Origin of the sequence: Xanthobacter sp. 91 (assembly GCF_000702385.1) — a bacterium.
GTDB lineage: Bacteria > Pseudomonadota > Alphaproteobacteria > Rhizobiales > Xanthobacteraceae > Xanthobacter > Xanthobacter aminoxidans.
Map to the genome: position 1 here is coordinate 4,512,606 of NZ_JNIB01000001.1, position 17,612 is coordinate 4,530,217.

The 17,612-nt window shown below is 68.0% G+C and carries 21 protein-coding genes; 14 read left to right on the forward strand and 7 right to left on the reverse strand.

Features of this window, described 5'->3' with window-relative positions:
• Nucleotides 1-80 precede the first annotated feature (80 nt).
• The 5 genes from A37E_RS0121055 to A37E_RS0121075 all read left to right on the forward strand — a co-directional run bounded on the left by A37E_RS0121055 (nucleotide 81) and on the right by A37E_RS0121075 (nucleotide 5,256).
• Nucleotides 81-1,319 (forward strand): D-alanyl-D-alanine carboxypeptidase family protein, encoded by a 1,239-nt coding sequence (locus tag A37E_RS0121055; RefSeq protein ID WP_029558435.1) that lies wholly within the window; start codon nucleotides 81-83, stop codon nucleotides 1,317-1,319.
• On the forward strand, nucleotides 1,316-2,014 hold the full coding sequence (gene tmk, locus A37E_RS0121060) for a dTMP kinase (protein ID WP_038193488.1): 699 nt from the start codon (nucleotides 1,316-1,318) through the stop codon (nucleotides 2,012-2,014). The genes A37E_RS0121055 and tmk overlap by 4 nt, the downstream gene beginning before the upstream one ends.
• Nucleotides 2,011-3,042 (forward strand): DNA polymerase III subunit delta', encoded by a 1,032-nt coding sequence (locus A37E_RS0121065; RefSeq protein ID WP_029558437.1) that lies wholly within the window; start codon nucleotides 2,011-2,013, stop codon nucleotides 3,040-3,042. The genes tmk and A37E_RS0121065 overlap by 4 nt, the downstream gene beginning before the upstream one ends.
• Before the next feature lie 58 nt (nucleotides 3,043-3,100).
• Nucleotides 3,101-4,654: a methionine--tRNA ligase gene (metG, locus tag A37E_RS0121070; protein ID WP_029558438.1), complete on the forward strand. Its 1,554-nt coding sequence runs from the start codon at nucleotides 3,101-3,103 to the stop codon at nucleotides 4,652-4,654.
• A 92-nt stretch (nucleotides 4,655-4,746) separates the two neighbouring features.
• On the forward strand, nucleotides 4,747-5,256 hold the full coding sequence (locus A37E_RS0121075) for a hypothetical protein (protein ID WP_029558439.1): 510 nt from the start codon (nucleotides 4,747-4,749) through the stop codon (nucleotides 5,254-5,256).
• A gap of 9 nt (nucleotides 5,257-5,265) precedes the next feature.
• Here the strand turns inward: A37E_RS0121075 and A37E_RS0121080 are convergent, their stop codons facing one another.
• The gene (locus A37E_RS0121080; RefSeq protein ID WP_210165121.1) at nucleotides 5,266-5,862 is read right to left on the reverse strand and encodes a biotin transporter BioY; all 597 of its coding nucleotides are present in this window, start codon (nucleotides 5,860-5,862) and stop codon (nucleotides 5,266-5,268) included.
• 151 nt (nucleotides 5,863-6,013) lie between these two features.
• Between A37E_RS0121080 and A37E_RS0121085 the strand changes: the two genes are divergently transcribed.
• The 3 genes from A37E_RS0121085 to A37E_RS0121095 all read left to right on the forward strand — a co-directional run bounded on the left by A37E_RS0121085 (nucleotide 6,014) and on the right by A37E_RS0121095 (nucleotide 8,738).
• Complete coding sequence (locus A37E_RS0121085) at nucleotides 6,014-6,790, forward strand: TatD family hydrolase (protein ID WP_029558441.1); 777 nt, start codon at nucleotides 6,014-6,016, stop codon at nucleotides 6,788-6,790.
• A 32-nt stretch (nucleotides 6,791-6,822) separates the two neighbouring features.
• Nucleotides 6,823-7,362: a CoA-binding protein gene (locus A37E_RS0121090; RefSeq protein ID WP_029558442.1), complete on the forward strand. Its 540-nt coding sequence runs from the start codon at nucleotides 6,823-6,825 to the stop codon at nucleotides 7,360-7,362.
• 71 nt (nucleotides 7,363-7,433) lie between these two features.
• Nucleotides 7,434-8,738: an O-acetylhomoserine aminocarboxypropyltransferase gene (locus tag A37E_RS0121095; protein WP_029558443.1), complete on the forward strand. Its 1,305-nt coding sequence runs from the start codon at nucleotides 7,434-7,436 to the stop codon at nucleotides 8,736-8,738.
• Between the two features lie 74 nt (nucleotides 8,739-8,812).
• Here the strand turns inward: A37E_RS0121095 and A37E_RS0121100 are convergent, their stop codons facing one another.
• Nucleotides 8,813-9,712 carry a LysR family transcriptional regulator gene (locus A37E_RS0121100; RefSeq protein ID WP_029558444.1) on the reverse strand — a complete coding sequence of 300 codons (900 nt, stop codon included), beginning with the start codon at nucleotides 9,710-9,712 and terminating at the stop codon, nucleotides 8,813-8,815.
• 97 nt (nucleotides 9,713-9,809) lie between these two features.
• Here A37E_RS0121100 and A37E_RS0121105 point away from each other — a divergent pair, with 97 nt between their 5' ends.
• On the forward strand, nucleotides 9,810-10,250 hold the full coding sequence (locus A37E_RS0121105) for a CidA/LrgA family protein (protein ID WP_029558445.1): 441 nt from the start codon (nucleotides 9,810-9,812) through the stop codon (nucleotides 10,248-10,250).
• The gene (locus A37E_RS0121110) at nucleotides 10,237-10,932 is read left to right on the forward strand and encodes an LrgB family protein (RefSeq protein WP_029558446.1); all 696 of its coding nucleotides are present in this window, start codon (nucleotides 10,237-10,239) and stop codon (nucleotides 10,930-10,932) included. Before A37E_RS0121105 ends, A37E_RS0121110 begins: the two co-directional genes overlap by 14 nt.
• Here A37E_RS0121110 and A37E_RS0121115 read toward each other — a convergent pair.
• The gene (locus tag A37E_RS0121115) at nucleotides 10,929-12,008 is read right to left on the reverse strand and encodes a COX15/CtaA family protein (protein ID WP_029558447.1); all 1,080 of its coding nucleotides are present in this window, start codon (nucleotides 12,006-12,008) and stop codon (nucleotides 10,929-10,931) included. The two genes, A37E_RS0121110 and A37E_RS0121115, sit on opposite strands and share 4 nt — an antisense overlap.
• Before the next feature lie 145 nt (nucleotides 12,009-12,153).
• Here A37E_RS0121115 and A37E_RS0121120 point away from each other — a divergent pair, with 145 nt between their 5' ends.
• Nucleotides 12,154-12,363 (forward strand): DUF2842 domain-containing protein, encoded by a 210-nt coding sequence (locus A37E_RS0121120; RefSeq protein ID WP_024279119.1) that lies wholly within the window; start codon nucleotides 12,154-12,156, stop codon nucleotides 12,361-12,363.
• Nucleotides 12,364-12,488: 125 nt separating this feature from the next.
• Here A37E_RS0121120 and A37E_RS26140 read toward each other — a convergent pair whose 3' ends face one another.
• A complete protein-coding gene (locus A37E_RS26140; RefSeq protein ID WP_156026396.1) occupies nucleotides 12,489-13,958 on the reverse strand; it encodes a hypothetical protein in 1,470 nt (489 codons plus the stop codon).
• Nucleotides 13,959-14,041: 83 nt separating this feature from the next.
• Nucleotides 14,042-14,866 carry an enoyl-CoA hydratase gene (locus A37E_RS0121130; protein ID WP_038193504.1) on the reverse strand — a complete coding sequence of 275 codons (825 nt, stop codon included), beginning with the start codon at nucleotides 14,864-14,866 and terminating at the stop codon, nucleotides 14,042-14,044.
• A gap of 99 nt (nucleotides 14,867-14,965) precedes the next feature.
• On the opposite strand from A37E_RS0121130, the gene A37E_RS0121135 reads away from it, so the two are divergent.
• From A37E_RS0121135 to rpsI, 3 genes are all read left to right on the forward strand, one after another.
• A complete protein-coding gene (locus A37E_RS0121135) occupies nucleotides 14,966-15,412 on the forward strand; it encodes a PaaI family thioesterase (protein ID WP_029558450.1) in 447 nt (148 codons plus the stop codon).
• A gap of 198 nt (nucleotides 15,413-15,610) precedes the next feature.
• Entirely contained in the window at nucleotides 15,611-16,072 is a 462-nt protein-coding gene (gene rplM, locus A37E_RS0121140; RefSeq protein ID WP_024279114.1) for a 50S ribosomal protein L13, read from the forward strand.
• Between the two features lies 1 nt (nucleotide 16,073).
• A complete protein-coding gene (rpsI, locus tag A37E_RS0121145) occupies nucleotides 16,074-16,553 on the forward strand; it encodes a 30S ribosomal protein S9 (protein ID WP_038193505.1) in 480 nt (159 codons plus the stop codon).
• A gap of 82 nt (nucleotides 16,554-16,635) precedes the next feature.
• Here rpsI and A37E_RS0121150 read toward each other — a convergent pair whose 3' ends face one another.
• Nucleotides 16,636-16,986 carry a cupin domain-containing protein gene (locus A37E_RS0121150; RefSeq protein WP_029558452.1) on the reverse strand — a complete coding sequence of 117 codons (351 nt, stop codon included), beginning with the start codon at nucleotides 16,984-16,986 and terminating at the stop codon, nucleotides 16,636-16,638.
• Between the two features lie 190 nt (nucleotides 16,987-17,176).
• Nucleotides 17,177-17,500, reverse strand: a complete 324-nt coding sequence (locus tag A37E_RS0121155; RefSeq protein WP_155982306.1) for a hypothetical protein — start codon at nucleotides 17,498-17,500, stop codon at nucleotides 17,177-17,179.
• Between the last annotated feature and the right edge of the window lie 112 nt (nucleotides 17,501-17,612).

The window sequence follows — 17,612 nt, forward strand, 5'->3', positions numbered from 1 at the left end:
GGCCGAATGGGACGTCGTGCCCCGAAGCCGCGCCGCGGCAGGGAACGGCGCCGTCCGCGTGCCGTATCCGGTGGAGCCAGATGTCCGTGTCCTCCCGCTTCGCCTCCCGTCTTGTTCGCGCTCTCGCTTTTCCGGCTATCGCGCTGGCGCTGCTCGGCGTGCTGACCGCCCCCCGTCCAGCCGCCGCCCAGCCGGCGCAGGGCTTCCAGACCTCCGTTCCGTCCGCCGTGCTGATCGATTTCGAGACCGGCACGATTCTCTACGAGAAGGACGCCGACAAGCGCTTCGCCCCCGGCACGCTGGTGAAGGTGATGACGGCGGATGTGGTCTTCTCCCAGCTCAAGGCCGGCAAGATCGCCCTCGACACGCCCTTCACGGTGAGCGTGAACGCCTGGAAGCGCGGCGGCGGACCCTCGGGCGGGGCGGCCATGTTCGCCGAGGTGAACAAGCCGGCGCCCGTGGGCGAGCTGCTCGCCGGCGCGCTGGTGGTCTCGGGCAATGACGCGGCCATCGCCCTGGCCGAGGGCGTCGCCAACACCGAGAGCGAGTTTTCCCAGATGATGAATGCCGAGGCGAAGGCCATCGGCATGGCGAATTCCGAGTTCCACAACGCCACGGGCTTCGCCGATCCCGGCCAGGTGTCCACGGCGCGCGACCTCGGTCTGCTCGCCGCCCATGTCATCCACACCTATCCCACCTATTACCCCGTGTTCGCCCGTCCCAACATCGAGTGGAGCCGCATCAAGCAGCGCAATCGCAATGTGCTGCTGGACGCGGGCATCGGCGCTGATGGCCTTCAGGTGGGCTGGGTGAAGGATGTGGGCTACCACGCCCTCGGCTCGGCGGTGCAGAACGGCCAGCGCCTCATCGTCGCCACCCTCGGCGCGAAGAGCGAGAAGGAGCGGCTGGAGGAGACGCGCAAGCTGCTGGAATGGGGCTTCCAGTCCTTCCGCCAGCGGCAGATCTTCACGGCGGATCAGGAGATCGGCCGCGCGCAGGTGTTCGGCGGCACGCAAGGCTCGGTCGGGCTCGTGGCGAAGGGGGCGGTTTCCATCCTCACCCCGCGTTCGGGCAATGAGCGCGTCACCGCAAAGGTGGTCTACACCGGGCCGCTGCGCGCACCGGTGGCGAAGGGCACGGAGGTGGGCCGCATGCAGGTCACGCGTGGGCAGGTGAAGGCGCTGGAAATTCCGCTCTACACCGCCGAGGACGTGCCCGTGGGCTCGCTGACGGATCGCGCCCTTGATGGCGGCATGACGCTGATGGGCGATGGCGTGCGCGATCTCTTCAAGAAGGTGCTGGCGAAGGTCGGCAAATGAGCGGACGCTTCATCACCCTCGAAGGCGGGGAGGGCACCGGCAAGTCCACCCAGGCGCGGCGGCTCGCGCAGCATCTGCGCGGCCTCGGGCTCGATGTGGTGGAGACGCGCGAGCCCGGCGGCACGCCCGGTGCGGAAGCGCTGCGCCATGTCATCCTCTCCGGCGCGGCCGAGCCGCTCGGGCCTGCGGCGGAGGCGCTGCTGTTCGCCGCCGCGCGGGCCGACCATGTGGCCGGCCTGATCGCTCCCGCGCTGGCGGCGGGCAAGATCGTGGTGTGCGACCGCTTCATCGATTCCACCCGCGTCTATCAGGGCGCGGTCGGCGCCGTGGACCCCAGCCTTCTCGATTCGCTTGAAGGCCTGTCCGTAGGCACCGTCCGGCCGGATCTCACCCTCGTGCTCGACGTGCCGCCCGAGATCGGCCTGGCCCGCGCGGCCCGCCGCGCGGCGGGCGCGGCGGCGGACCGGTTCGAGAAAGAGGGCGGCGATTATCACGCCGCGGTGCGCGCTGCCTTCCTTGCGCGGGCACAGGCGGAGCCGGCGCGCTGCGCCCTCATCGATGCCTCGGCCGATGCCGATGCGGTCGCCGCCGCCATCGCCGACGTGGTGGCGGCCCGCCTCGGGCTGGGTGCCCAAGACCTCGCAGGTGCCCAAGACCTCGCAGGGCCCCAAGCGATCGCAGGCGCGGGCGCATGAGCACGGAGATCGCCGGCGACGTTCTGCCCGGTGCGCCGCATCCGCGTGAGCAGGACCGCCTGTTCGGCCATGCGGCGGTGGAGGCGGACCTGCTCGGCGACTTCCGCGCCGGGCGCCTGCCCCATGCCCTGCTCATCGGCGGGCCGGAGGGCATCGGCAAGGCGACGCTCGCCTATCGCCTCGCCCGCGTGGTGCTGGCCGGCGGGCCGGAGGCTGGCGCCCATGATTTGAGCCTGTCGCCGAGCCACCCGGTGTTCCGGCAGGTGGCCTCCATGAGCCATCCCGACATGCTGGTGCTGCGCCGCGCGCCGGAGGCGGGGGAAGAGAAGATCCCCACCATCATCCCGGCCGAGATGGTGCGCCGGGTGCGCAGCTTCTTCGGCGCCACGGCAGCGGCCGGCGGCTGGCGGGTGTGCATCGTCGATGCGGTGGACGAGCTGAATGCCTTTGGCGCCAATGCCTTGCTGAAGACGCTGGAGGAGCCGCCGCCGCGCGCGCTGTTCCTGCTCATCACCCACGCTCCCGGCAAGGTGCTGGCCACCATCCGCTCGCGCTCGCGCCTGCTGCGGCTGCGGGCGCTGGGAGAGGGCGACGTGCTGGCGGCGCTGGACCATCTCTCCACCGAGATCGGCGACCTCAACGCCGCCGAGCTTCCGGCCGCCGCGCAGGCCTCCGGCGGCAGCGTGCGGCGCGCTTTGACGCTGGCGCGGGGGGAGGGGATGGAGGTGCGCCTCGCCACCCTCAAGGCGCTGGATCAGCTGCCCCGGCCCCGCCCGGAAGACCTGCACGCGCTGGGCACGCGGCTTCAGGGCGACCGGGCCGACGGGCTCGATCTCTTCGTCGAGGCGGTGAGCGACTATGTGGCCGCGCAGGCCACGCACGCGGACGTGCCCCGCCATCGCCTTGTCCGCCTCGGCGAGGTGTGGGAGAAGGTGCGGCGCAGCGCGACCGAGGCGGATGTCTTCAATCTCGATCGCAAGGCGCTGGTGTTCCGCATCTTTGCCGATCTGGCCGAGGCCGTGCGCTGAAGCTGCCGCAAGCTGAAGCCGCAGTCCCGGGGGTCGGGGAAATCGTCCGAGCCTTCCGATGTCCGTCAAGCCGCCGTTCTACATCACCACCGCCATCTCCTACCCCAATGGCGTGCCCCACATGGGCCATGCCTACGAGGCGATCGCGACCGACTGCATGGCGCGGTTCAAGCGGCTCGACGGCTATGACGTACGCTTCCTCACGGGCACGGACGAACACGGCATCAAGATGCTGCAGACCGCGCAGCGCGCCGGCGTGACCACCCGCGAGCTGCTCGAGCGAAACGTTCCCCGCTTCCAGGCGATGGTGGAGACCTTCAACCTCTCCAACGACGACTTCATCCGCACCACGGAGGAGCGGCACCGCATTTCCACGCAGGCCATCTGGGAAAAGATGGCGGCGAACGGGGATATCTATAAATCCACGTATGCGGGCTGGTATTCCATCCGGGATGAAGCCTATTACGCGGAAAGTGAGACAACACTGAACGACGCCGGTGTTCGGCTCGGCCCACAGGGAACGCCCGTGGAATGGGTGGAGGAGGAGAGCTACTTCTTCCGCCTCTCGGCCTATCAGGACCGACTGCTCACTTACTATGCCGAAAACCCGGGGTTTATAGCGCCTGACACCCGCCGAAACGAGGTTGTCAGTTTCGTGTCGGGTGGCCTTCAGGACCTCTCCATCTCCCGCACCACCTTCGACTGGGGCATCCCCGTTCCAGGTGATCCCAAGCACATCATGTATGTGTGGGTGGATGCGCTGACGAACTACATCACCGCGCTCGGGTATCCGAACGTGGACGGCGACTTCGCGAAGTACTGGCCGGCGGACGTTCATGTCATCGGCAAGGACATCATTCGCTTCCATGCGGTGTACTGGCCGGCATTTCTCTGGTCCGCCGGGCTGGAGGCGCCCAAGCGCGTGTTCGGTCATGGCTTTCTCTTCAATCGCGGAGAGAAGATGTCGAAGTCGGTCGGCAACGTGATCGACCCGTTCGACCTCGCGACCACCTATGGTGTTGATGCCATTAGATATTTCTTCCTGCGGGAGGTGGCGTTCGGCCAGGATGGCTCCTACAGCCACGAGGCCATCGTCAACCGCATCAACGCCGACCTCGCCAACGACCTGGGCAACCTCGCCCAGCGCTCGCTGTCGATGATCTCCAAGAATCTCAATGGCTTGGTGCCAACTCCCGGCCCCCTGTCCCCGGAGGACGAGGCCATGCTCTCCCTCGCCGGCGGGATGCTCGAAAAGAGCCGCGAGGCCATGGAGGCGCAGGCTATCCACTTGTATCTCAACGCAGTTTGGGCCGTGGTCGCGGAAGCCAACCGCTACTTCGCCGCCCAGGCCCCCTGGGCCCTGCGCAAGACCGATCCCGCCCGCATGGAGACGGTGCTCTGGGTCACCGCCGAGGTGATCCGGCAGGTGGGCATCATGGTCCAGCCGGTGATGCCGGAGAGCGCCGCCAAGTTGTTGGATCTGGTGGCGATTCCCGCCGCGGAGCGGGGGTTCGACCGGCTCGCTCCGGCCTTCCGCCTGCCCGCCGGCCTGGCCCTGCCGACCCCTGTCGGCGTGTTCCCGCGCTATGTGGAGCCGGAAGCCGCCACCTGAGCCCCGGAATGGGCGGGAACCGGAAATATCTTAACCTTGCTAGGGTTTTGTAGTTTACAGCAGGCGGGGCTGGGGGAACTGGAGCGGTGGGAATGACGGGCGTGAGATGGGTTTCGGTGGCCGCGGTGGCGCTGGCACTGGCCGGCTGCTCCAGCAGCTACGACCGCGCTCCGGCGCCTTCTCCCAACTATGATCCCATCCCCCCGGCCATGCCGACTCAGATGCCCCCGCCGGTGCCGGAGGGCCCCGCCGTGCCGCGTATCGAGGTGAAGCTCGCCGGTGCCGACGCCACCCTCGTGCGCGCCCGCATCGCGACGTCACGGCGTGCCCGCCAGTACAACATCACGGTCGATCAGCCGGCCCAACTCATTGCCGAAAAACGCCTTCCGCCTGATGAGGCGATGAAGCGCACCAACGGCCAGAGCCAGGATGCGGCCTTCCGGCTGGACTACATCTTCAATACCTCTGGCGGGAACGTCACGGTGTCGCTGGAAGCCTCCATCGTCACCAATCCCGGCCGACCCGGCGAGCGTGTGCAGCCCATCACCATGCCCGCCCCGGACGCGGATGCGCTCAAGGAAGAGATCAGCGCGGCCCAGTAGCCGCGCGACTCACTGCTGGCGCGGGGTGCCGGCGAGGCGCTCCATGGCGATGACGGTGGCGAGCGCCGCGATGGTCTTCACCACGGCACCGGGGATGAAGGGCAGGAAGCCCTTCTCCAGCGCCAGCATGGGGCCGACCTTGGTGGCGAGCCACCCGGCGCCCATGACCATCAGCACCAGATGCCCAAGGGCGAGCGCGCCGAAGAGCGGCAGCGGCCGAAGCCGCGCCCAGTTTTCCTGCAGCCAGCCCACCAGCAGCGCCGTGACGAGAAAGCCGACGACGAAGCCGCCGGAGGTGCCGGTGAGCATGGCGAGCCCGCTCCGCCCCCCCGAGAACACCGGCAGTCCCATCAATCCGGCCAGCAGATAGATCGCGACGGTGAGCCCGCCGAACTGCCAGCCCATGAGCGCCGCAAGCGAGATGAGCACATAGCTCTGCAGCGTGATGGGCACCGGCTGGATGGGGATAGACAGCTGGGCGCTCCAGGCCAGCAGGGCTACTCCTACGACGAGCAAAGCGATCGCCCAGACGTTGGACGCATCGGCGAGCCGGGCGAGCGCAGGGCGGAACGGGGGCTGGGTCTTGAGCATGAAGGGTCTCGCCATGGGACGAGCCGGCCCGGCCCGTGTCGGCCCCCGCGATACCTTTGCCGGAGCAGTCCGGCAAGGCCCGGCCGTGCGCTGTGCGCATGGCCCGGCGCCTCGACGGGGAGGGCCGATGCGCTTATGTGAAGCGCGGAACGTCCGTAGGATCATCATGCTCGTCGACAGCCACTGCCATCTCGATTTCCCCGATTTCGCCGCCGAGCTGCCGGACGTGGTGGCGCGCGCCGAGGCGGCTGGCGTCACCCATCTCGTCACCATTTCCACGCGGGTGCGCCGCTTCAACGAGATCCTCGCCATCGCCGAGCGGTTCGACAGCGTGAGCTGCTCCGTGGGGACCCACCCCCATCAGGCGGGCGAGGAAACCGATGTCACGGTGAAGGACCTGGTGGATCTCTCCCGCCATCCCAAGGTGGTGGCCATCGGCGAGGTGGGGCTGGACTATCACTACGACCTCGGGCCGCGCGAGGCGCAGGAGCAGGGCTTCCGCACCCATATCGCAGCGTCGCGCGAGACCGGCCTGCCGCTGGTGATTCACGCCCGCGAAGCGGATGAGGACGTGGCCGCCATTCTCGAGGAGGAGAGCGCGAGGGGCGCCTTTCCCTTCCTGCTGCATTGCTTCACCGCCGGGCCGCAGCTTGCCCGCCGGGCGCTGGCGTTGGGCGGCTACATCTCCTTCTCCGGCGTCGTGACCTTCAAGAAGAGCGAGGATCTGCGCGCCATCGCCTGCGATGTGCCGGCCGACCGCATTCTGGTGGAGACCGATTCCCCGTTCCTCGCGCCGATTCCCCATCGCGGCAAGCGCAACGAGCCCTCCTTCGTGCGCGAGACGGCGAGGGTGCTGGCCGAGGCGCGGGGCGAGCCCTTCGAGACCTTCGCCGCCGCAACCACCCAGAATTTCTACACCTTGTTTTCCAAGGCCAGGCGCTGAATCGTCCGGCGCTGAACGAGGGAGGAGACGTGGTGAACCACGATCGCTACGACGACGCCTATATCCGCTCGGTCCTCTCCGAGGTGAAGACGATCGCCATCGTCGGCGCCAGCGCCAATGCGGCGCGGCCGTCCTATTTCGTGATGAAGTACCTGTCCGAGCGCGGTTATCGCGTCTATCCGGTCAATCCGGGGCAGGCGGGCAAGACCGTGGTGGGGCTCACCTTCGTCGCGTCGCTGAAGGATGTGCCTGAGGCCATCGACATGGTGGACGTGTTCCGCGCGCCCGAGCATGTGCCCGCCGTTCTCGACGAGGTGCTGGCGCTCGATCCCCTGCCAAAGGTGTTCTGGACCCAGCTTGGCGTCCGCAACGACGAGGCCGCCGCCCGCGCCGAGGCCGCCGGTCTCAAGGTGGTGATGAACCGCTGCCCGAAGATCGAATATGGCCGCCTTTCCGGCGAGATCGGCTGGACCGGCGTCAATTCCCGCACCATCTCCGCCCGCCGCCCCCAGCGGCTGGGCAGCGGGGTGCAGCGGCTTTCCATCGCACCGCGTGGACCGAAATCAATCTAATCGGTAGAAGTACGGAATTATCTATCGAAGCCCGCCGGCATAGAAGGTTGGCACTGACGGAGAAAGCGCCCATGTCCGACGACAAGACCCCCGCCGCCCCGCACGAGCCGGGTTTCGCGACACTCGCGATCCACGCCGGCGCCCAGCCGGACCCCACCACGGGCGCGCGGGCGACGCCGATCTACCAGACCACCTCGTTCGTGTTCGACGACGTGGACCATGCGGCCTCTTTGTTCGGCCTGCAGGCGTTCGGCAACATCTACACCCGCATCACCAACCCGACCAATGCGGTGCTGGAAGAGCGCGTCGCGGCGCTGGAGGGCGGCACGGCGGCCCTTGCGGTCGCGTCCGGCCATGCGGCCCAGCATCTGGTGTTCCACACGCTTCTGACGCCGGGTGACGAGTTCATCGCCTCGCGCAAGCTCTATGGCGGCTCGATCAACCAGTTCTCCCACGCCTTCAAGAGCTTCGGCTGGAACGTGGTGTGGGCGGACCCGGACGATGTGTCCTCGTTCGAGCGGGCGGTGACGCCGAAGACCAAGGCGATCTTCATCGAATCCATCGCCAATCCCGGCGGCGTGGTGACCGATGTCGCGGCCATCTCCGCCATCGCCAAGAAGGCGGGCGTGCCGCTCATCGTCGACAATACCCTGGCGACGCCCTACCTCTGGCAGCCCATCAAGGACGGTGCCGACATCGTCGTGCATTCGGCCACCAAGTTCCTGGGCGGCCATGGAAATTCCATCGGCGGCGTGATCGTGGATGCGGGCACGTTCGACTGGTCGGCCTCGGGCCGCTACCCCTTCCTGACCGAGCCGCGGCCGGAATATTCCGGCATGGTGCTGCACGAGACCTTCGGCAATTTCGCCTTCGCCATCGCCGCCCGCGTGCTGGGCCTGCGCGACCTCGGGCCGGCGCTGTCGCCTTTCAATGCCTTCCTGATCCTCACCGGCATCGAGACGCTCGCCCTGCGCATGCAGCGGCATAGCGAGAATGCGCTGAAGGTGGCGCAGTGGCTGGCCGCGCACCCCAAGGTGTCCTGGGTGAGCTATCCCGGCCTCGCGAGCGACAAGTATCATGCGCTGGCGCAGAAATACCTGCCCAAGGGCGCCGGCGCGGTGTTCACCTTCGGCCTCAAGGGCGGCTATGAGGCGGGCGTGAAGCTGGTGTCGAACGTCGAGCTGTTCTCGCACCTCGCCAACATCGGCGACACCCGCTCGCTCATCATCCATCCCGCTTCCACGACCCATCGCCAGCTGACCGACGACGGCAAGACGGCGGCGGGGGCCGGGCCGGAGGTGGTGCGCCTGTCCATCGGCATCGAGGACGTGGCGGACATCATCGGCGACCTTGATCAGGCGCTGGCCAAGATCTGATCTGGGCGAAGATCTGATCTTTCATCCGCGCGGGGCTCCGATGGGCCCGCGCGGTTTTTTTAGGGCGATGACGTTCATCCGGACGGACCGTCCCCGTCGCCATAGACCTCCCGCGTCAGCTCCAGCCAGGCGCGGGCGGCGTTGGAGAGATAGCTGCCCTTCCGCCAGACGATGGCCATGTGCCATTCGGTGCCGGGCTCGGCGAGTTCCGACAAGCGCACCGCCGGCGTGCGGCGCTGGTAGGCGATGGTCTTCGGCAGGAACGCCACCCCGAGGCCCGCGCCCGCAATCTCCACGATGAAGTCGATCTGCCCGCTGCGCGCGGCGATCTGCGGCGCGAAGCCGTTGCGGGCGCAGGCATCCTCCAGCACCTGATTGAGCGCGAACCCGCCCTCGAACAGGATGAAGGGGAAGCCCGCGAGATCGGCCATGGTCACCCGCTCCCGCCCCGCCAGAGGGTGGCTCACCGGCAAGACAGCCATCAGCGGCTCGCACCGCACGCCCTGCCCGTCGAACCCCTCCTTGGCGGGGAGCAGGGAGCCTGCCAGCTCCACCTCGCCCTCGATCAGCATTTCCTCCAGCCGCTTGGAGCCATGCTCGGTCAGCCGGATCTCGATGCCGGGATAGCGGGAGCGGAAGACGGCGAACAAGGGCGCAAACAGCGTGCTCGCCCCCAGCGGCGGCAGGCCGAGGCGCAGGCTGCCGCGTCTGAGGCCTCTCAGATCTTCCAGCTCGGCGACGAGGCCTTCGCGCTCCGCGAGCAGGGTCAATGCGCGGCGGTAGACGATCTCGCCCGCGGCGGTGAGCTGGCTGCGATGGCCGATGCGGTCGAGCAGGGGAACGCCGAGTTCGTCCTCCAGCTGCTTCACAGCCTTGGAAATGGTGGGTTGGGTGGCATTGAGCACCTTGGCGGCCGGCGAGAAGCCGCCCTGCCGCACCACCTCCACGAAGGCCCTGAGCGTCCGAAGTTCCATATGATGCCTATATGGAATGGTCTTTATGCAATCAATTCATTTTCATCATGCTGCGGTGCATACTATCTTACTGGCATCGGCACTGGAGGTGCCTGCCATGTCCCAGAATCGCTCTGCCCCCAATCACTTGCTTCGTACCGTCCGCCTCGCGCTGCATCGCAGCATGATTGCTCAACTCGCCGTGCTCGCCGGTTTCTGGATGGCGGGAGAGGGCGTGGTGCGGCTGGTGAAGCTGCCGGTGCCGGGTGGCATCGTGGGGATGGTGGTGGTGCTGGCGCTTCTGGCGAGCGGCTGGCTGCGTCCGGCGAGCGTGCGGCGCGGGGCGTCCTGGCTGCTGGCGGAGATGCTGCTGTTCTTCGTGCCCGCCGTCATGGCCGTGCTCGACCACAAGGAACTCATCGGCCTCGACGGACTGAAGATCGCCGCGGTGATCCTGCTCGGCACGGTCACGGTCATGGGTGGCACCGCGCTTGCCGTCGACCTGTGCTGGCGCTGGACCCAGCGCCTGTCGGGGGAGGCGCGCCATGTGGATGCATAACCCCCTGTTCGCTGCACTATTCTGGTCGGCCGTCACCATCGGCTCGTATCTTGCGGCGCGGGCCATCGGCCGGCGCTGGCGGTTCTGGTGGACCTCGCCGCTGTTGCTGACGCCCATCGGCGTCGGTGCCGTGGCGCTCAGCCTGCATGCCGGCTACGGCGAGTACATCGCTGGCACCCGCTGGCTGCTGCTGATGATGGGGCCGGCGACGGTGGCTTTCGCCATCCCCATCTATGAGCAGCGCGCGCTCATCCGCCGCTATTGGCCGGTGCTGCTGGTCGGTGTCGCGGTGGGGAGCACCCTGGCCATGGGGACGGCGCTGGCCCTGGCGCATCTTCTGGGCCTGAGCGATTCCATCGGCCTCAGCCTGATGCCGCGCTCCACCTCCACCCCCTTCGCCATGGTGGTCTCCGGCGATATCGGCGGCGTGCCGGACCTCACCGCCGTGTTCGTCATCCTCACCGGCATCTGCGGTGCGGCCTTGGGCGAGGTGGTTCTGAAGGTGATGCCGCTGCGCTCCTCGCTGGCCCGCGGCGCCCTGTTCGGCATGGGCGCCCATGGCGCCGGCGTCGCCCGGGCGCACCAGATCGGCGGGGAGGAAGGCTCCATCGCCGGTCTCGTGATGGTGCTGGCGGGCCTGTTCAATGTGATGATCGCGCCGCTCGTCGCGGCGCTGGTCTAGGCGGTCGCTGTGACGGCCTTGGCGTCGGGGGCACCGAGGCCGCTCACATGCACCACGGCGAAGATCAGGACGATGGTCGCTCCGAACTGATGCGCCAAAGCGATGTCGATGGGCACCTGATGGATCAGCGTCAGGATGCCCAGCGTCGCCTGCGCCGTCACCAGAGCGAACAGAATCCAGGCCCGCTTCGCCGCCCGCCCGCCGTCCCGCATGGCATCGAGCGCGTGGATGAGCGCCAGCGCCCAGAGGGCGTAGGCCGCCATGCGGTGATCGAACTGCACCGTCAGCGCATTCTCGAACAGGTTGCGCCAGAACGGCGACATGGCGCCGAGCTGTTCGGCAGCGGGGATGAAGTGGCCGTCCATGAGGGGCCAGGTGTTGTAGGCCATGCCGGCGTCGAGACCCGCCACCAGTCCGCCGGCGAAGATCTGCACCAGCACGAGGGTCACCAGCACACGCGCCGTCAGCCGCGCGCGGCCCGTCACCGCCTGCCGCGCCTCGCCGGCGAGCGATCGCGCGACGGCGACGATGGCGGCGAGGATGATGCAGGCGAGGGTGAGATGGACCGCGAGGCGATATTGACTGACGGAGACCCGCTCCGTGAGCCCCGACGCCACCATCCACCAGCCGACGGCACCCTGCAGCCCGCCGAGGGCGAACAGCCCGAGGCACTTCGCCAGCAATGATCCGCGCAGCACGCCGCGGAAGGCGAAATAGAGGAAGGGCAGGAGGAAGGCGAAGCCGATGACACGGCCGAGCAGCCGGTGCCCCCATTCCCACCAATAGATGCGCTTGAACGCCTCCAGCCCCATGCCCTTGTTGAGGATCTCATACTGGGGGATGGCCTTGTAGCGGTCGAATTCCGCCTGCCAGTCGCCCTGCGACATGGGCGGCAGGGCGCCGGTGACTGGCTTCCATTCCGTGATGGAGAGGCCGGATTCGGTGAGGCGCGTCGCGCCGCCCACGACGACCATGGCCACGATCAGCGCCGCGACGAAATAGAGCCAGATGCGGACGGCCTTGATCCCGGGGCGGGGGCGGTCGGCGATCAGGGGTGCGGCTTCGACGTGCGACATGTGTTTTCGGCTCCGCGTGCGCGGTCTTGCTGCGTGGCCCCCCAGGATCGATCCGTTATAGAGAGCCTGTGTGCCGCGCAAGGGAGCGGGTGCCGCATGCCGCTTCGGCACGCAGGCAGCCCCGGCGGCCAGGGAGTGATCGCGAATGCCCCAACGCCTGCGCAAGCTTATCGGTACCGTCCTGATGCTGGTGCTGGTCGTCGTCTGGGCGCTGATGGCCATGGCGTTGGCTCAGGGCCGGGTGACCGAGCTGCACTGGGCGCTTCAGACCGTCTGCTACGTGCTTCTGGGAAGCCTGTGGGTTCTCCCGGCGGCTCTCATCATTCGCTGGATGGAACGTCCGGACAAAAAATGAGGCAACATAGTCTCTTGCGCCGGTTTCTTTAGGTTTCAGGCGAGCATTCGCCCCGCTTGGTTGAGGGCGAAACGCAAAAAGGCCCGGCTGGGCCGGGCCTCTGTCGCGCGATAGCGACGGGTGGATCAGGCCGCGCCGGCGAGCCGTTCGGGCATTTGCGGCGGCTCGATTTCCTGGGCGTCAAGGGATGGCACGGCGAGGTGATCCTCGCTCTCCGGCGCCTCTTCCACGGTCCGGCCGGAGGCGAGGCAGAGCATCACCACCCGACCGAATTTCTTCTCCGCGAGGGCGTCGAACGTTTCGACGGCGGCTGTCGGCGGCGCATCATCCGCATTCAGGCAGACGACGAGGGGATCGAGGCCGGCGATGCGTCGCCCGCCGCGGGCCGCCGACAGGCTGGGGGCGGCGACCACCACGTAATCGTAGGTCCGCTTGAGAGCTTCCAGCACCAAAGCGAGCCGTTCCGCGCCCACCACGGCAGAGCCGGAGAGCACGTCCCGGCCAGGCGGGATCACGTGGGCCCGGGAGCGGGCGTCCCGATGGATGGTCTCGCCGAAGCCTGCGACGCCGAACAGGAGCTCGCTCATGCCCGGCGCCCATGGGTCCGACACGAGGGCGGCAAGGCTCTCGGCGCTGCCATCCAACGCCACCAGAGCCACCCCGGCATCCTCAGAGAGGCGACGGGCCAGGGAGACGGCGCAGGTGGCGGAGGCCTCGGGCAGGTCGTCGGAGGTGAGCAGAATCAGGCGCGTCGACCCGCGCGACGTCGCAAGATGGGCGGCGAGGCGCGCGACCGCCGCATCCGCATCGAGGCCGGCGCCTTCCGGGCCGCCGATCCAGGTGATGCGGTGGCTGTCATTGAGCTCGACCGGAAGGACGGCGCCATCCACAACGCCTTCGGCTTCTGCCGGGCGGTTCACGGTGCGTCGCGCAATGACCAGCAGGGCAGCGATGGCCGCGAGCAACCCGAGGGCGAGTGGCCCGGGCGGCTGGGGCACGAAGGAGGCACGCCCGGCCTCGCCCCGGCGTGCCGCCGGCAGCAGGGAGGGCTCCTCCTGCGCCTCGCGCGTGGCGCGATCGAGGGAGAGGAAGGCGGAGACGTAGGCATCGGCCGCCCGCACGGCGAGGCCGGGCGTTGCCGCGGTGACGGTAAGGCGCAACGCGCGCCCGCCCTGGGTCGGCGACACCTCCAGATTTTCCATGAGGCGCCACGCGGCGGCGACGCTCTCGGAGCGTCCTTCGGTGCCAGCGTGGGTGATGCCCAGCCATCCTGTCAGGCCCCCGGCGGCGATGCGGCGCACGTCATCATCCGGCAGTTGGCGCACGGCGTCATAGGCCAATTCCCGCGAGCCCAGCATCTGCGCCACGCCGCGCATGGCGCCGGCGGGCGGTTGGGTGCCCACCTCGAACGCGAGGGTGGTGGTGGCGGAGAAACGCAGCGGCAGGAAGCTGGCGAGGGCGATGAGGGCGAAGACGATCCACGCGGCCTGCCAGATGCCCGGGCGCCACGCCAGCCGCGCACGCCGAAGCCCGACATCGGGCCCCGCCGTGTCGGTCTGCGTCATTCCAAGGTGCGTCGTCTCCAGATGAGACATGCGCGGCCCTCCCGCGACTCGGACGCAAGACGCGCCAGTCTCACCCAGAGAGCCAGATCATGGTTTATGGAGTGTAAACGGGGCTACCTGTCTTCCCACACGGCTGCACGCTTTGCGAGGACCGCCGAGATGCCTTCGTCCGCATCGCGCGCCAGCATGTTCTCCGCCATGACGCGCGAGGCGTAGGCATAGGCGTCGTCGAGGCCCAGCTCCACCTGCGCGTAGAAGGCGGCCTTGCCGAGCTTCACCGGCACCTGCGACTTGTCCGCGATCTTGCGGGCGAGGGCCTGCGCTGTAGCAAGAGCGTCGCCGGCCGGCACGACGCGGTTGACGAGGCCCATGCGCAAAGCGTCGTCCGCCTCGGTCCAGTCGCCGAGCAGAAGCATCTCCATGGCGTGCTTGCGCGAAAGGTTGCGCGAGAGCGCCACCATGGGCGTGTGGCAGAATAGGCCGATATTGACGCCCGGCGTGCAGAAGCGCGCCTTGTCTCCGGCGACCGCGAGGTCGCAGCTCGCCACCAGTTGGCAACCGGCCGCCGTCGCCATGCCCTCGACCGCCGCGATCACCGGCTGGGGTAGGCGAACGATGGCCGTCATCAGCGTGGCGCAGCGCTTCAGCACATCCTCGAAATAGGCGCGGCCGCGGTCCGCGTCGGAGCGATGGGACTGGATCTCCTTCAGATCATGCCCTGCGGAATAGACTGGCCCTTCCGCCGCCAGCACCACGGCGCGCGCGGAGGAGTCCGCCGCGACCTCGCCCAGCGCGGCCGTGAGCGCCGCCATCATCGCCTCGGACAGGGAATTGCGCTGCGCCGGCCGCGACAGGGTGAGCGTCACCACGCCCGCGTCGTCGGAGCGGGAGACCGGGGCGGGGAGCGGGGCGTTCACGGCGGCGGCAGTTGCGGGCACGGTATTTCCCTTGGTGTTTCCGGATTTGACGTTCCGGCCGCTATCCTATTCACAAGCGTCGGCCGGCGCGAGCCGGGGCAGGGACGGGGAATGGACGGGATGACTGCGGCGCGCGATGCGGTGATGACTGTGAAGGATCTGGAGACCTTCCTCGCGGCCGAATTCCCGCAAGCCTTCGGCCCGGGCCGAGCGCACCATGTGGAGTGCGTGGGCCTGAAGACCGCGACGGTGCGGCTCGATGCCGACGAGAGCCATCTGCGGCCGGGCGGCACCATTTCCGGTCCGGCCATGATGGCGCTGGCAGATGTGGCGGTCTATGTGGCGCTCCTGGCGCAGATCGGGCCCGTCGCGCTCGCGGTCACGACGAATCTTTCCATCAACTTCCTGCGCAAGCCGGCCCCGGGGCCGCTCTTCGGCGACGCCCGCATCATCAAGCTGGGCAAGCGTCTCGCGGTCGGGGAGGTGGGCATTCGGGGGCCGGGGGACGACGAACTGGTCGCTCACTGCGTCGCCACCTATTCGATCCCGGATCGGCCGAAGGCCTGATCGACGCCAAGGCAATGCGAAAACGCGGGAATTTTGATGGTGCTATTACACCATTTTTATAACCGTTTGTTTTCGCATATGTTTTGTCGCCTTGGATGCGTTGACGTGCGCGCTGTGCTCCTCTAGAAGCACCCCATCGTCGGACGCCGTTCGGTCCTCATGGGCTGGGCCGTCCGACTTCTCATTCGGAATGATCCCATGACGACGTATTCGGCCAAGCCCGCCGAAATCGAGAAGAAGTGGGTGGTGATCGACGCCAGCGGCCTTGTTGTCGGCCGGCTCGCGACCATCATCGCCATGCGCCTGAAGGGCAAGCACCTGCCCATCTACACCCCCCACGTGGATTGCGGCGACAACGTCGTCGTGGTCAACGCCGAGAAGGCGGTGTTCACGGGCCGCAAGAAGGACCAGAAGGTCTACTACCATCACACCGGCTATGCGGGCGGCATCAAGGAACGCACCGCGAAGTTCATTCTCGAGGGCCGCTTCCCGGAGCGCGTCATCGAGAAGGCGGTGGAGCGCATGCTCGCCCGCGGCCCGCTCGGCCGCAAGATCATGGGCAACCTGCGCGTCTACAAGGGCCCTGCCCACCCGCACGAGGCCCAGCAGCCGGTCGCCCTCGACGTGGCGGCTCTCAACCGCAAGAACGTGAGGAACTGACATGGCCGAGGTTCTCCAGTCCCTCGACGCTCTCGGCGCAGCGACCGTCTCGGCCCAGCCCGAAGCCCCCGTTCATGTCCAGAAGCTGGACAAGTTCGGCCGCGCCTATGCCACCGGCAAGCGCAAGGACGCCGTGGCCCGCGTGTGGGTTCGCCCCGGCACCGGCAAGATCACCGTCAATGACCGGGACATCGAGGTGTATTTCGCCCGTCCCGTGCTGCGCCTGATGATCAACCAGCCGTTCCAGGTCGCCGCCCGCGAAGGCCAGTACGACGTGGTCGCCACCGTTTCCGGCGGCGGTCTGTCCGGCCAGGCCGGCGCGCTGCGTCACGGCCTCTCCAAGGCGCTCACCTATTACGAGCCCGAGCTGCGCAGCCCCCTCAAGAAGGGCGGCTTCCTGACCCGCGACAGCCGCGTGGTCGAGCGCAAGAAGTACGGCCGCGCCAAGGCCCGCCGTTCGTTCCAGTTCTCGAAGCGTTGATCGCTTCGGTTCACGGTTCGAGGTTTTTCGAGAGCGGCGGGGCCAGTCCCCGCCGCTTTCTTTTTGGCCTCACGGTCCCGGTTCAGTCGAACCACTCGTCCTCCGGGTCGAAGGCGGGGATCGGGATGTTCAGGATGCGCAGGCGGCCGATGGCGCGATGCCGGCAGCCCGGCTTGATGAAGATGGACGTGAGCGGCGAAACCGGCACGCGCTCGCCGTCGAGCTCCATCTCCCCTTCGCCTTCGAGGATCACGTAAATCTCGGTCATGTGCTTGTGGTAGTGCACCCGCGCATCCTCGGTGATGTCGGTGAGGTGCACGGTCGCCAGCTTGTTGTCGTCCGTCGCGAACGCGCGGCGTGCGAAACCGCAGGGGCAGGGCACGGCTGGGATCTCGTCCAGGCGAGAGATCATGTAGTTCGGCGCGGCGGTCATTGGCGGCTCCCTGAAGCACATGCCGTGCGGCTTAAGTTGCCGCCGGGGGCTGCCGATGCAGCCTTCTGCCTTCAGGGATACGTGGCGCCGTCCCTCGTCGTCAAACCCGGCGGCCGACGAACGCTCGGGTGCCGCAAACGGAAATGGCCGGGTTGAGGCCCGGCCATCGTCTCAAAAATCGCGATACGTCTCAGAAGCTCGGGGTGTCGCCATCCAGCGGGCTCCACTGACCGTTGTTGGTCGGGTCGCCGGGAGGGCCGGAGCCGTAGCCGCCGGTCAGGTCGGGCGGGAACACGTAGTCTTCGTTGCGGTCGTCGCCGATCTTGACGTCCGGGCGAATGGCGGGGCCGGGGCCGGGGTCGAGATAATTGCCCTGGGGGATGACAGGCAGCTGGATCACGCGGGGCGTCACCACGATGCGCTGCTGCGAGCTCTGGGCCACCGCCTGGACGCCGGCCATGGCGATGAGCGCGAGCAACACGCCGCCCGCCAGCCCATTCGTCCCCAAGCTCATCTCTGCCATTGCAGCGCCCCGCATCGGCCGGACCCCAAAATCTCCCGGCTGCCGCCTTGAAGCATGTTCGAGGCGGCGTGTGAAGGGGCTCGATCGGCGCTCGTGGCGCGCA

Excerpts from the sequence above, each read along its gene's own strand:
- A37E_RS0121055 (WP_029558435.1), top strand. The coding sequence starts at position 81 with ATGTCCGTGTCCTCCCGCTTCGCCTCCCGTCTTGTTCGCGCTCTCGCT.
- tmk (WP_038193488.1), top strand. The coding sequence starts at position 1,316 with ATGAGCGGACGCTTCATCACCCTCGAAGGCGGGGAGGGCACCGGCAAG.
- A37E_RS0121065 (WP_029558437.1), top strand. The coding sequence starts at position 2,011 with ATGAGCACGGAGATCGCCGGCGACGTTCTGCCCGGTGCGCCGCATCCG.
- metG (WP_029558438.1), top strand. The coding sequence starts at position 3,101 with ATGTCCGTCAAGCCGCCGTTCTACATCACCACCGCCATCTCCTACCCC.
- A37E_RS0121075 (WP_029558439.1), top strand. The coding sequence starts at position 4,747 with ATGACGGGCGTGAGATGGGTTTCGGTGGCCGCGGTGGCGCTGGCACTG.
- A37E_RS0121080 (WP_210165121.1), bottom strand. The coding sequence starts at position 5,862 with ATGGCGAGACCCTTCATGCTCAAGACCCAGCCCCCGTTCCGCCCTGCG.
- A37E_RS0121085 (WP_029558441.1), top strand. The coding sequence starts at position 6,014 with ATGCTCGTCGACAGCCACTGCCATCTCGATTTCCCCGATTTCGCCGCC.
- A37E_RS0121095 (WP_029558443.1), top strand. The coding sequence starts at position 7,434 with ATGTCCGACGACAAGACCCCCGCCGCCCCGCACGAGCCGGGTTTCGCG.
- A37E_RS0121100 (WP_029558444.1), bottom strand. The coding sequence starts at position 9,712 with ATGGAACTTCGGACGCTCAGGGCCTTCGTGGAGGTGGTGCGGCAGGGC.
- A37E_RS0121105 (WP_029558445.1), top strand. The coding sequence starts at position 9,810 with ATGTCCCAGAATCGCTCTGCCCCCAATCACTTGCTTCGTACCGTCCGC.
- A37E_RS0121110 (WP_029558446.1), top strand. The coding sequence starts at position 10,237 with ATGTGGATGCATAACCCCCTGTTCGCTGCACTATTCTGGTCGGCCGTC.
- A37E_RS0121115 (WP_029558447.1), bottom strand. The coding sequence starts at position 12,008 with ATGTCGCACGTCGAAGCCGCACCCCTGATCGCCGACCGCCCCCGCCCC.
- A37E_RS0121120 (WP_024279119.1), top strand. The coding sequence starts at position 12,154 with ATGCCCCAACGCCTGCGCAAGCTTATCGGTACCGTCCTGATGCTGGTG.
- A37E_RS26140 (WP_156026396.1), bottom strand. The coding sequence starts at position 13,958 with ATGTCTCATCTGGAGACGACGCACCTTGGAATGACGCAGACCGACACG.
- A37E_RS0121135 (WP_029558450.1), top strand. The coding sequence starts at position 14,966 with ATGACTGCGGCGCGCGATGCGGTGATGACTGTGAAGGATCTGGAGACC.
- rplM (WP_024279114.1), top strand. The coding sequence starts at position 15,611 with ATGACGACGTATTCGGCCAAGCCCGCCGAAATCGAGAAGAAGTGGGTG.
- rpsI (WP_038193505.1), top strand. The coding sequence starts at position 16,074 with ATGGCCGAGGTTCTCCAGTCCCTCGACGCTCTCGGCGCAGCGACCGTC.
- A37E_RS0121150 (WP_029558452.1), bottom strand. The coding sequence starts at position 16,986 with ATGACCGCCGCGCCGAACTACATGATCTCTCGCCTGGACGAGATCCCA.
- A37E_RS0121155 (WP_155982306.1), bottom strand. The coding sequence starts at position 17,500 with ATGAGCTTGGGGACGAATGGGCTGGCGGGCGGCGTGTTGCTCGCGCTC.